Origin of the sequence: Legionella sp. D16C41 (assembly GCF_048541585.1) — a bacterium.
Lineage (GTDB): Bacteria > Pseudomonadota > Gammaproteobacteria > Legionellales > Legionellaceae > Legionella_C.
In genome coordinates, this window is sequence record NZ_CP183303.1 from 1,090,682 (window position 1) to 1,102,700 (window position 12,019).

Genomic DNA, 12,019 nt, shown 5'->3' on the forward strand with positions numbered 1-12,019 from the left:
ATTTAAGCCGGTTTTTCGCTGTAGTCATTCTATATCATAATTTCCCTTAACTCAGCAATAGCCAAATAGAAATTTACAATTTTTAAAGTATCTACCTAGGAAAAATATTTCGGTAATTAAGTTAGTTTTATTTTTACTAAAACTAAAATATTGTATTGAAGCTCGCAGCTGAACTGTTCATACTTAAGCGTTTTAAGATTACTTTGATTTAGGTCGACGCGACATGAGTTTGGATAAAAATTTAGAGAGGATAGAGGGATTACGTCAACAGATTCGTTTATATGATTATCATTATTATGTATTAGATGAGCCCTTAGTTCCTGATATCGAATATGACCGGTGCTTTCGCGAGTTACAAGCTTTAGAAAAACAATTTCCCGAATTTATTTCCGAGGATTCACCTACCCAGCGAGTAGGCGTGCACCCCGTGACAGCTTTTGAACCTGTTGCACATAGGCAACCTATGCTTTCTTTAGGCAATGTATTTACCTCAGAGGAATTGCATGCTTTTGTTAAGCGTGTTGCTGACCGTCTAGACTCTCAAGAAGATGATTTGCTTTTTACTTGTGAACCAAAGCTCGATGGCTTAGCAGTTAATTTAACTTATGAGAAAGGCTTTTTAGTTTATGCAGCCACCCGAGGTGATGGGGCAGTTGGTGAAAATATCACTACCAATATAAAAACAATCGCGGCAGTCCCACTTAAGCTCATGGTAGAAAACCCACCTGATTTTATAGAAGTTAGAGGGGAAGTTTATATGCCTAAAGCAGGATTTGAAGCTTTTAATGAGCGCGCGCGCGAAATGGGTGAAAAAACATTTGCTAATCCTCGTAATGCAGCAGCTGGTAGCTTACGACAATTAAATCCACAAATTACCGCAATGAGGCCGCTTGCTATTTATTATTATGGAATTGGCGCTTATGAAGGTCCCCCTTTACCAGATAGCCATTTTGAGCAATTACAATTTTTGCAGCAGATGGGATTTCGTATCTCGCCAGAAAATAAGAAAGCATGTGGCGAAAAAGGTTGCTTAGCGTATTACGAAGCGATGGCAAGAAAGCGCCTTACCTTGCCTTATGAAATTGATGGTGTGGTTTACAAGCTAGATAGTATAAGCCAACAGCAAGAACTAGGTTATGTAGCACGCGCGCCTCGTTTTGCTTGTGCACATAAATATCCTGCGCTTGAGGAGATGACCCAAATTATTGCGGTCGATTTTCAAGTAGGGCGAACTGGTGCTTTAACACCTGTTGCTCGTTTAAAACCTGTTAGTGTTGCGGGTGTTACCGTGAGTAATGCCACACTGCATAACATGGATGAAATTGTACGTAAAGATATCTTAATTGGTGATACAGTTATTATTCGTCGAGCTGGTGATGTGATCCCAGAAGTGGTTTCTGTTGTTAAAGATAAGCGACCATCACAAACAATGTCTATTACCTTACCTGCAACATGTCCTGTTTGTGGTGCTGATGTAATACGTGAAGAAGGGGAGGCTGTGGCTCGCTGTATGGGTGGTTTGTTTTGTGGCATGCAACTCAAACGCTCTATCTGGCATTTTTCTTCGCGCAAAGCTATGGCTATTGACGGTTTAGGGCAAGCCATTATTGATCTATTAGTCGATACAAGGTTAGTTAAAGATGTGGCTGATCTTTATCAACTAAAATTAGAAGATTTAATTGAATTACCAAGAATGGGTAAAAAATCCGCCGAAAACCTTCTGCAGGCGATTGCAAAAAGCAAAAAAACTACCTTTAAACGTTTCTTATATGCATTAGGTATTCGCGAAGTTGGTGAAGTAGGAGCCGGTGTTTTAGCTTCTCATTATGAAGACATTGCTTCATTAAAAAAAGCAACTATAGATGAATTGATGATGCTTAAAGATATAGGCCCAGTTGGCGCACAACACATCGTCGACTTTTTTGCACAAACCCATAATGGCGAGGTCATTGATAAATTAATAGCTTACGGCGTGCAATGGCCAATTACGCCTAAACAGGAATTTAATAAAGAACACCCTTTATATGGTAAAACGGTAGTTTTGACTGGAACGCTTGCTAGTATGGGTCGTGATGAAGCGAAAGCGAAATTAGAGGCAGCAGGTGCTAAAGTAACGGGTAGCGTTTCAGCTAAAACACATTATGTTATTGCTGGAAGTGAGGCAGGTTCTAAATTAGAGAAGGCTAACCAGTTGGGCGTGCCAGTATTAAATGAAGAGGATCTATTACAGTACCTAAACTAAAGGTAAGAGTTTACCCTCATTGACGAACGGCTAAATTTGGCGCATCTTGTGCGAAAATCATGGTTCAAAAGCCTCACATACAGATGTATGCTACGTTTTTTCACCATAATTTTCGCACAACCTGCACTCAAATTAATCCGCTCACCAAGATTTGAATATACCGCTGAGCTAAGGCTGTCAACTTAAGCCTACTGTTGGTTAGGCCTTGGCCTAATAGCACTGCATTAAATCTTTTTAACTCACTCTACATCCCTCGGCTTGTCCGAGGGATCCAGGAATCTCGTATAAGAACTAGAGCTCTGGAGCCCGTGGACAAGCCATGGGACGTAGACTAGAGCCTTAAGGAAGCGCCATTAGGCCTTGGTCTAACCTACATAAAAATTCTCTTAAATTGACGCCATTACCTGAACGGTTGCAACAAAACTTATGTGCTGTGAAAGTCGCAGCATGTAAAAGATAAATTATTATCTGGATTAATTACCTTTTTAAATATTCGCTAAAGAGGTTGTCACGGTTGCAACAAAACTTATGTGCTGTGAAAGTCGCAGCATGTAAAAGATAAATTATTATCTGGATTAATTACCTTTTTAAATATTCGCTAAAGAGGTTGTCATTGACTTTTCTTCAGAAGGATTTTCTATATCTTTTTTCGTATTTAGAAAAGCATAGCGATTTCCTAAAGAGGTTTTAGATTCTAAGGGCTTAAGAAGATTTTTCTTTTCCTCACCTAACCAGCGTTCAATATTTGTTGTTAACATAGGGAGTGTAACAGCGCCATTGATTAAAATTTGATTATGAAACTTACGAATATCAAAATGTTCTTTTAACGTGTCTTTAGCAAGATCTCGTAATCTTTCAATTTCAAGTTTGCCAAGCATGTAAGAAGTTGCTTGCCCGGGCAGGATAATATACCTGTCTACTTCTGCTGCAATCAGATCATCAGAAAGTGCTGTATGTTCTTTGATATAGGCAATGGCTTTTTCTCGACTCCAATTCATCGCATGAATACCTGTATCGACAACTAAGCGTGCTGCACGCAATGCTTCGTTAGACAATAATCCTAAGCGAGAAATATCATCAATAAATAATCCCATTTCATCTGCCAATCGTTCAGCATAAAGTGCCCAACCTTCACCATAGCCACTATTCCATAAATATTGATTTAAGGAGATAGCTTTTTCATTTTCAACTTCTAGCGCAATTTGAAAATGATGGCCAGGAATTAACTCATGAAATAAAGTAGATTCTTGATCAATTCGATTTATTTTTTCAGGCTCATACGTATTTATAAAAAAAATTCCTGGTTCTTTACCATCTTTGCTCGGCGATTGATATTCACCGGGGGAGCCAGTTTTGGCACGATAAAGAGGATAGGGTCGGATAATGCCTTCAGATTTTGGCATAATATCAAACCATTCACCTACTTTCTCCTTTACCCTCTTAAGTGCTGATAAGTTATAATCTAAAATCTCTTGTTCAGTAGAAAATCTATTTGCCGGATTATTCATTATTGTTTGGAAAATTTCCGACATATTGCCCTTTATATTAATTTTTGCACCAATATCTTCGGCTTCTTTTTTTAACTTTTCTATATATTTAAGTCCTAATTCATGGATTTCTTGCGGACTTATGTTTAATGTTGATTCCTGTTTTATTTTTACTTGATAGGCTTCTTTACCAGGAGGAAGGTCAGAAACACCGATATCTGTTCTTGCAATGGGTAAATATTCTTGTTGCAGAAAATTATTAAATTTTTGTAATGCAGGATTGATTACACTTTTAATAATTGTCGTTATCTTTTCATTGAATACTTTATTATTACTGCGATTTGCCATCGAGTAGAAAGGCGAATCTTCGATGTTTTCAGTCATCATAAGTTTAAATTGTTCTATTACTCTTTCAACAACTGGTTTAGGTGCTGTAAATCCTTGTTTATAACCTTCTCTTAAATTGTTTATTTGTGTCTCTACTACTTCGGGAAAGTTATTCCAGCGTGTTAATGCGTAAGTTTGTTGCTCATGACTTTCAACAGGTTGTAGTTCGGCAGTATTTGTCAAAAGCACATGCCATCCGTCTAGCGGATTGACATCCCAAAGGTAAGTTTTGCAAATACGGCTTGCTGCCTTTGCTTCTAAATGTGTTTTTAACAATTGGTAGGTAATCTTTTCTTGAGTAGTTAAGTCAGCAATATTTATTTTGTTAAGAGCTTGCATGAAACGATCTTCTTCTTGTTCCCACTGGCTAATTCCTTTAAGTGAAAAGTCAGAAAAGCAATCAAGGCGCGCATCTGGTCTATGTTCAATTAATGCTAGCTCTGGAAAAAAGCTAAAATAATTAGTTTCATATTCTTTGATAATATCTAAAAACAATTTCATTAAATTTCCTATAATTTACGTCAAATTGACTAAGGCTAATTTGATCATTTTTTTATAAATTTAACAATAAAAATTTAGAACAAATATTTTTGAATATGATTTTTAAATTAGAAAAAACCTTGATTATGCTTCGTCGTTGCATCAAGGCTACGAATAGGATTTTTATTAATTACCAATGGCCGATATTAGGAGCAGACTTCCAGGATTCTTATTGAGGTAGAGCATCTCCTTTTTGTAATAATTCAATTGAAATATTTTCTGGAGAACACTTGGAGCTGCTAAAAATACTATCGTAAATTGTCCTTGTTAGTTTTCTATACGTCTGACTTCGACTAATCCTAGTTTATTGCAATAGAAATCAAGTGAATCTTCTAGATTGGTTACTCTAACCATCGTATGTAAATATTTAAGCACTATTCTCTCCGCGAATTAATAAATTAATCTTAATTAAGAATAGCATGAACTAATTAGTTGTCCCTTTGATATTAGGTAATGATAATTAATTTTTGCAATCAACTGTAAAATTAAATCATTATTTGTCTAATAGCTTTTTAGCTTGCTCCCAGATTTCCATTAATTGTGTAAATGAATAATTTTCTAAATTGGCTTCACCTCGGTTGACCGCTAATTGTTTAACTACTTTAAGACGTCGCTCAAATTTAAGTAGGGTCAAATTTAATGTTTCTTTAGGATCAAATTGGCAAAAAATGCATAACGAGAAGACTACATGTAATAAATCACCAATCTCTTCTTGTAAAGCTTTATTTAATGGTTGCTCAGCAAGTTTAGGCAAATGCTCATCGACTTCATGATATTCACTTTTAATTTGCTCCATAATTTGTTTGGCAGTTTCCCATCGAAAGCCAAATTGAGCTGCTTCTTTTTCTAATCTGACAATTTTTTCTAATAAATTCATATTTCTACCATGTTTAAAGGCATGTAGCTTTTATAAGATAAAAAATTAAAAAGTACTGCTAAATAAATTAGTTACTGTATAAAAGAGTTATTATTTGCATAGATAGGCTATACCTATTAGTAAATATTAATTATGTATCAACAATTTAACATAAGTCTAAATCATCGATAAGCAAGAATGAAAAAGAATTAGAGGCATTATTACGGGCGTTAGAAGGCGAGTTGCTATTATGTGTACCAAGGCGCTACCTTGGCGATGTCATCGCTCACTTATTGCAGATGCAGAAATAGTTCGTGGTATTACCGTTTTCGACATTTTAAATTGCACATCTGCTCACGTGCATTCTTTAACCGCTTTTGCAAAGGTAGATCGCTCAAAAAGGCCTATAAAAATTACTTACCCCTAATAAAGATACTCTTAATTTGCTGCGATAATAAAAGAGGCTAATCTCCTACTTAAATCTATAAACAATCTTTGTTCAACTCCAATAAATTATTAGTAATAACTTTGAATGACAGCATTCTAATAGTCATGTTATTAGATTTTCTAATCCAGAAGATAAAAATTTTTAATTTCACTTATATCAGAATTTCTAATATATTTTAACTCAAGTAAAAAAAATTCTAATGGGAGGTTAGGTGAATACAATGATCCTATTTGTTCTGGGGTTTATGTTGATATGCCCGATTATAGCACTTTTTTTAAACTGCTTTTTGGTATCTCAACCCCGGTTAGCAGCACAGCTAGCAGGAAAGCTTATAGGTATAAGTTTTTTGACCGCAATAAGCTTACTTTGCTATTTCTTTATATTTCAAAAAACTGCATTAGGATGGTCAATTAAGCTCAATACACTTAATTTATTGTTAAGTAGCTTAATCTTGTTTATTAGCTTTATTGTTCATCAATTTTCATTGCGTTATATGCTTGGTGATAGGTTTTACAAGCATTTTTTTACTTTATTATCAGCGTTGACATTAAGTGTGCTTTTTTTAATGCTCGCCGATAATTTATTTTTATTTTGGGGCGCTTGGTCCATTTCAAACGTGCTTTTAGTACGCTTAATGATTCATAAAAGCCAATGGCAAGCTGCAAAAAATTCAGGTGTTTTAGCCCTTTATAACTTAGGATTAGGATGCATCTGTTTACTGGTAGCCTTTATTCTTTTAAGTCGTTGCTGCACCACAAACTCTATTGAGGCAATAATTAACCAACCTAATTTTACGGATGTATCCTTATTATTCCTTTCTATGAGTCTTATTCTAATAGCCGCATTAACTCAATCGGCGTTATTTCCCTTTCATCGCTGGCTTATTAGCTCTTTAAATTCACCTACCCCAGCTTCTGCTCTTATGCATGCAGGGCTTATCAATGGCGGAGGTATTCTTATTGTTAAGTTTGCGCCTCTCATGATCTTACAGCCAATTTTACTCAATGTTTTATTCTTACTGGGCGCGCTTTCAGCCTTTTTAGGTACGGTATGGAAGCTCATGCAGCATGACATTAAAAAAATGTTAGCGTGCTCAACATTAGCTCAAATGGGCTTTATGATGATGCAGTGTGGAGTTGGACTCTTTGCCGCGGCCATTGCGCATCTTTGTTGGCATGGTCTCTTTAAGGCTTACTTATTTTTAAGTGCAGGATCTGCCGCAACACAACATCCAGCGGTGATTAATTCTTCTAAGATTACACCAACTCTTTTAATAATATCTCTTCTAGGCGGATTGATGGCTATGAGTACGTTTGCTTTTATCACACACAAGCCCTATTCAATACTTGCGCCTACGACCTTCATTTTATTTTTTGCTTTTATCGCAGGCGCCCAACTCCTGTTAACTTGGATTTGCAGCCATAAAACGATAGGCAGTCTAATTACTGGATTAATACTCGCCGCCTTTACAGGCCTCATGTATGGTACGAGCATTCATCTCATTGAGTTATTGCTCCCCTCGGCATCGATTGTACCTGAATTTCAATTATCGTTCCTGCATTGGACAGTCATGATGTTATTCGGTGGCCTTTGGATAGGATTTAACCTCCGCCAGTATAAAAGCTTTTGGCAATCAAAATTTGGTTGCTGGCTTTATATGAATTTATTTAATGCAAGTCAGCCTTCTGCTAAGACCATTACCACGGTGCGAAGCGATTATAAATACTAAACGTACTTAAGGAATCTCTATGTCTATTGCACACAAAATAATTGAAAAAGACACTATAAAAACTGAGGATAAGCGAGCAAATGTTTATCAAAAAGCGCAAGGTAATGATCTTGAAATACAGGCCTTGGTACAAAAGGCTGCTAAATGTATTGCACCAGTGTGGCCGCTTGAAACGTTTATTGCTTGCAATCCTTTACAAGGTTTTGAAGCTCAAAATTTTGAAGAGGCACTTGCTAAAGGAGGATTTAGACGACAAAGAGCTACACGTAATCTGCAACTAGAAGATGTCAATTTACAAATGATTAAATGGTGCGGCGGTTTTTTCGATGCAGGACAAGGCAGTATTGATATGCCACATCGAGATAAAGGATTTTATTTTGGCTTTTTAAAATTGGCTTACTTTGATAAGCAATTGCATCATAATAAAAAAGAGGCCAAAGAATTTTTAAGCCAGTTGCCTGAATCTGCTGAAAAAGCCATTAAAGTTTGCCTACTTAAGCTTAATGTTTCTCCAGGAGCCGAAGAAGCATTTCTTTCACAAACATTGCTTTACTTGCCGGGCTGGGCAGGCTTTGTAAAATATAAGACCGATTGGCAACGTTTAAATCAGCAAGAAAGCCAACCGGTTACACTTGTTGATTTTCTTGCGGTTCGCTTAGTTCTAACTTGCTTACTTTGGCCTAATGCTACGCAAGAAAAAAAAAGTCTCGCAGATGGCTCTTTGGTTAAAAAAATGGTGGCAAAATTAAAAATTAAAGAGGATGCTTACCGACAACAATTACTGAAGCTTATTTTACCAGAGGTCAAAAAAACAGAAACTAAAACTGCAAGAAAAACGGCTCAATTGGTTTTTTGTATTGATGTTCGCTCAGAGCCTTTTCGACGTGCAATAGAATCATTAGGAAATTATGAAACATTTGGTTTCGCAGGTTTTTTTGGCCTTGCTGTGCAAGTGAATGAGTTTAAATCAGCTAAGGCTAAAGCGTGTTGTCCAGTTTTATTAAAGCCACGCTTTGCCATTGAAGAAAAACTCATTGCAACAAATAAAAATATCCTTAAGCGTTATCATCAGGGAAAAAAATTCATTACCAGTGCAAAAAACCTCTATAAGCAACTTAAGCATAACTTTTCAACCCCGTTTGCGTTGGCAGAATCCTTAGGCCTTTGGTGCGGTGCAAGTATGTTATTAAAATCGTTAGCGCCTAATTTAAGTAGAAAACTCGTAAATACAATTAAAAATACTGTTGCACCTAATTTTTCAACTAAGTGGGATTATGAGTTGACTCAAACTAAGTTAGATCAAGGTATATCGCTACAGGAGCAAATTAACTATGCTGAAACAGTACTGCGCCTAATGGGACTTACCTCAGGGTTTGCTAAATTAATTCTCCTTTGCGGTCATGGGAGCACCACAGAAAATAATCCCTATGCATCAGCACTTGATTGTGGCGCTTGCGGCGGTAATCACGGTGGTATAAATGCACAATTATTAGCAAGTATTCTCAATAAACCGCAAGTTAGGCGAGGATTAGAGGACCGCGGCATTCATATACCACTTGATACCATCGTTTATGGTGCACTTCATAATACCACGGTTGACACAGTTGAAATCTATACAGAAGATACGCCCAAACCCATTTACTTAAGTCTTCTAAAGCAATTGCAAGCTGATTTAAGAAAAGCTGGGATTAAAACTAATGAAGAGCGGGGCGCTAAGTTAGAGAGTACTAACTCAATAAAAGATATTATCCGGCGAAGCTGTGATTGGTCTGAAACAAGACCGGAGTGGGGACTGGCAAGAAATGCAGCATTCATTGTCGCACCTCGAACAATTACAAAAAATATTCATCTAGACGGGCGCTGCTTTTTACATTCTTATCGCTTTGAAGAGGACTTAGAGGGTAGCTTGCTGGAAACTATCTTAACAGCACCCATGGTGGTTGCTGAATGGATTAATACTCAATACCTGTTTTCTACTCTTGATAATGTTACTTTTGGAAGTGGCAGTAAAATAACACACAATGTGGTTGGTAAAATAGGTATTATGCAAGGCAACGGCAGTGATTTGATGCATGGGCTTCCGCTTCAATCAGTTATGAGTGGTGATGATAAAATCTATCATGAGCCACAGCGCCTACTTACTGTAGTTTATGCACCTCGCGAGTTAGTTTCAAAGGTTATTGAAAAACACCAGATTTTAAGAACCTTATTTTTCAACGAATGGGTACACTTGTTAACGATAGATCCGATGACCGAACAGCCCTATCAGCTTACTAAATCAGGAAAATGGGTTTTAATACAGGGAGAAACATTTATAAAAAAAGTAGGCACACACCTTTATTAAGGGTTACAGTAGTCGCAGTGGGTTGGATCGGCAAAAATTAATTTATCCTGTCGCGACTTAGCTTCTTCGTAAGGGCACTGAATACATCCCCAAACCTCGAAACGATAAAGCGATGTTTTTTGATGACATAAACTGCAAGGCAAATAATCTTGTGTAGTTTTAAAACCAAAGCCTGGTGCTTGGCAACTAGGGCAATGAACTTTAATACGCTTAACTAATTTATTGGCAAGCTCGCCTAAGCTATTCATGCGTGTTGGGTTCATCATTGCCCGCATATCGGCAGCAAGCAGCAGTGAGTCATCTTGGCAAAAACCTTGTTTAATAAGAGACATTAGGGTCTTATAATCTGTAATTCCTTTTGCTAATACTTTTTTATCGCTAGTCTGTAATGTAAGCGCGTGACTAGGAAATTTAACCTTGTGTAAAAAAGAGTCAATATTATCGTGCTGTTTGATTGTAAGCGTATGATAATTAGTATTAACCGTTAATAGTTGCTCAGCAATAATCCAGTCGTGATGTAAGTCAACAAAAACCATAATTTCATGCCCACAGTTTACAAAAGGGAGGGCAGGATGTGGACCAAAACTTCCTTCACTAGCAATAGCTAGATAATAATTTTCTTGATTCATTGCTGTTTTTGCTTTTAGTACACAAGTTTCATAAGGACTTAATAGTCGCTCTGTTTCTCCCGTAAAAGTACCAAACTGGTCTGTATCTAAGTTAGCCACGGCCAGTTCACATGCCAAGTGTTCTGCAAAGGCCGGCGCTATAGCTTGTTCCTTTTGATGTTTGGATGCTAACAAAATTTTTTTATTGTGATAAGCCATTAGTTTACTCTTATATTATTTACTAACACTAATTAACTTGTTGGAATGCGCTAACAGCATTATGGTACAGGTAGCCTAATCAAATGGGTATTGTTATTTATCAACCTACTTTGACTATATAAAATTAACTATCTTAAAGTTTATACTCTGTATTAAAAATATGCATATCGGCAAACTAATATAATTAGTTTAACAATGTATTACATAAGATTAATTACATTAGCAATCCTTTTTCAATTGAACAAATGTATTAGCAATGTTAATATAGGAAAAGTAAGTAATTTTTATATTTCTATTAAAATCCTTATGTCACTTGATACAGTTACCTTACAATGTTTTTTAGCGGTTGCGGATACAAAAAGTTTTACTAAAGCCGCAGAGCGGATCGGTCGTACGCAATCTGCTGTTAGCCAGCAAATTGCTAAATTAGAAGCTATTGTTGAAAAGTCATTGATTAATCGGGGTCGTGAACTTTCTTTAACTACAGATGGTGAAGTGTTTCTAAGTTATGCTAAGCGTATTTATGAGCTACATAGAGAGTCATTAGATCGTTTTAAAGAGCCTGAGTTGCAAGGGGAAATAAAATTTGGCTTACCAGAAGATTTTGCTAGCATGATTTTATCCGATGTTTTAGTTGAATTTTCTCGTCTTCACCCTCGCGTCATTCTAAATGTAGAATGTGATTTAACGTTAAATTTAATTGAAAATTTTAACCAAGGAAAATTTGACTTAATTCTAATTAAATCGACACATCGTCATGAAATGACAGAAGGTGTTAAAGTATGGAGTGAGCCTGTCGAATGGATAGGAAAAAAAGAACTTTTACCTTCTCTAGACAAAAAAGAAGTCATTCCTTTAGTACTCTCTCCTAAACCTTGTGTCTATCGAGGTAATGTTATTGAAGCGTTAACAAAAGCTAAAATTAATTGGCGTCTTGTTTATAGTAGTCCAAGTTATGCGGGTAAAATGGCAGCTGTCAGTGCAGGACTCGGCATTACAGCTATTCAACGAACCATGATACCGAACTATTTAGAGCGCCTTGATTTAAATTTTTTACCAGCTTTAAATGATATCCATGTCTCTTTACTCAAACGACAACAAAGCAATAAAGCAATCGAATCATTAGAGTTTTTCCTTTTAAAGAAATTAAAATATTAAG

The 12,019-nt window shown here is 36.4% G+C and carries 9 protein-coding genes; 5 read left to right on the forward strand and 4 right to left on the reverse strand.

All coding sequences use genetic code 11. From position 1 onward, the window contains the following. Positions 1 to 223 precede the first annotated feature (223 nt). Positions 224 to 2,242: an NAD-dependent DNA ligase LigA gene (ligA, locus tag ACNVED_RS04800; protein WP_419420623.1), complete on the forward strand. Its 2,019-nt coding sequence runs from the start codon at positions 224 to 226 to the stop codon at positions 2,240 to 2,242. Between the two features lie 587 nt (positions 2,243 to 2,829). Here the strand turns inward: ligA and ACNVED_RS04805 are convergent. The 3 genes from ACNVED_RS04805 to ACNVED_RS04815 all read right to left on the reverse strand — a co-directional run bounded on the left by ACNVED_RS04805 (position 2,830) and on the right by ACNVED_RS04815 (position 5,533). Then, on the reverse strand, positions 2,830 to 4,617 hold the full coding sequence (locus ACNVED_RS04805) for a DUF885 domain-containing protein (RefSeq protein WP_419420624.1): 1,788 nt from the start codon (positions 4,615 to 4,617) through the stop codon (positions 2,830 to 2,832). 306 nt (positions 4,618 to 4,923) lie between these two features. After that, positions 4,924 to 5,010: a VOC family protein gene (locus ACNVED_RS04810; RefSeq protein ID WP_419421145.1), complete on the reverse strand. Its 87-nt coding sequence runs from the start codon at positions 5,008 to 5,010 to the stop codon at positions 4,924 to 4,926. Between the two features lie 139 nt (positions 5,011 to 5,149). Beyond that, positions 5,150 to 5,533 carry a MazG nucleotide pyrophosphohydrolase domain-containing protein gene (locus tag ACNVED_RS04815; protein WP_419420625.1) on the reverse strand — a complete coding sequence of 128 codons (384 nt, stop codon included), beginning with the start codon at positions 5,531 to 5,533 and terminating at the stop codon, positions 5,150 to 5,152. A gap of 199 nt (positions 5,534 to 5,732) precedes the next feature. On the opposite strand from ACNVED_RS04815, the gene ACNVED_RS04820 reads away from it, so the two are divergent. The 3 genes from ACNVED_RS04820 to ACNVED_RS04830 all read left to right on the forward strand — a co-directional run bounded on the left by ACNVED_RS04820 (position 5,733) and on the right by ACNVED_RS04830 (position 10,033). Continuing rightward, complete coding sequence (locus ACNVED_RS04820) at positions 5,733 to 5,939, forward strand: hypothetical protein (protein ID WP_419421146.1); 207 nt, start codon at positions 5,733 to 5,735, stop codon at positions 5,937 to 5,939. A 241-nt stretch (positions 5,940 to 6,180) separates the two neighbouring features. Beyond that, on the forward strand, positions 6,181 to 7,689 hold the full coding sequence (locus tag ACNVED_RS04825; RefSeq protein WP_419421147.1) for a proton-conducting transporter membrane subunit: 1,509 nt from the start codon (positions 6,181 to 6,183) through the stop codon (positions 7,687 to 7,689). A 19-nt stretch (positions 7,690 to 7,708) separates the two neighbouring features. Next, a complete protein-coding gene (locus ACNVED_RS04830; protein WP_419420626.1) occupies positions 7,709 to 10,033 on the forward strand; it encodes a DUF2309 domain-containing protein in 2,325 nt (774 codons plus the stop codon). Here the strand turns inward: ACNVED_RS04830 and ACNVED_RS04835 are convergent. Further along, entirely contained in the window at positions 10,030 to 10,860 is an 831-nt protein-coding gene (locus tag ACNVED_RS04835; protein WP_419420627.1) for a DUF6671 family protein, read from the reverse strand. The two genes, ACNVED_RS04830 and ACNVED_RS04835, sit on opposite strands and share 4 nt — an antisense overlap. Positions 10,861 to 11,166: 306 nt before the next feature. On the opposite strand from ACNVED_RS04835, the gene ACNVED_RS04840 reads away from it, so the two are divergent. Beyond that, the gene (locus ACNVED_RS04840) at positions 11,167 to 12,018 is read left to right on the forward strand and encodes a LysR substrate-binding domain-containing protein (RefSeq protein WP_419420628.1); all 852 of its coding nucleotides are present in this window, start codon (positions 11,167 to 11,169) and stop codon (positions 12,016 to 12,018) included. The last annotated feature ends 1 nt before the right edge of the window (position 12,019 follow it).

Bases quoted from the DNA above. Each gene is read 5' to 3' on its own strand.
- ACNVED_RS04830 (WP_419420626.1), top strand. From the start codon at position 7,709: ATGTCTATTGCACACAAAATAATTGAAAAAGACACTATAAAAACTGAG.
- ACNVED_RS04835 (WP_419420627.1), bottom strand. From the start codon at position 10,860: ATGGCTTATCACAATAAAAAAATTTTGTTAGCATCCAAACATCAAAAG.
- ACNVED_RS04805 (WP_419420624.1), bottom strand. From the start codon at position 4,617: ATGAAATTGTTTTTAGATATTATCAAAGAATATGAAACTAATTATTTT.
- ligA (WP_419420623.1), top strand. From the start codon at position 224: ATGAGTTTGGATAAAAATTTAGAGAGGATAGAGGGATTACGTCAACAG.
- ACNVED_RS04815 (WP_419420625.1), bottom strand. From the start codon at position 5,533: ATGAATTTATTAGAAAAAATTGTCAGATTAGAAAAAGAAGCAGCTCAA.
- ACNVED_RS04825 (WP_419421147.1), top strand. From the start codon at position 6,181: ATGATCCTATTTGTTCTGGGGTTTATGTTGATATGCCCGATTATAGCA.
- ACNVED_RS04810 (WP_419421145.1), bottom strand. From the start codon at position 5,010: ATGGTTAGAGTAACCAATCTAGAAGATTCACTTGATTTCTATTGCAAT.
- ACNVED_RS04840 (WP_419420628.1), top strand. From the start codon at position 11,167: ATGTCACTTGATACAGTTACCTTACAATGTTTTTTAGCGGTTGCGGAT.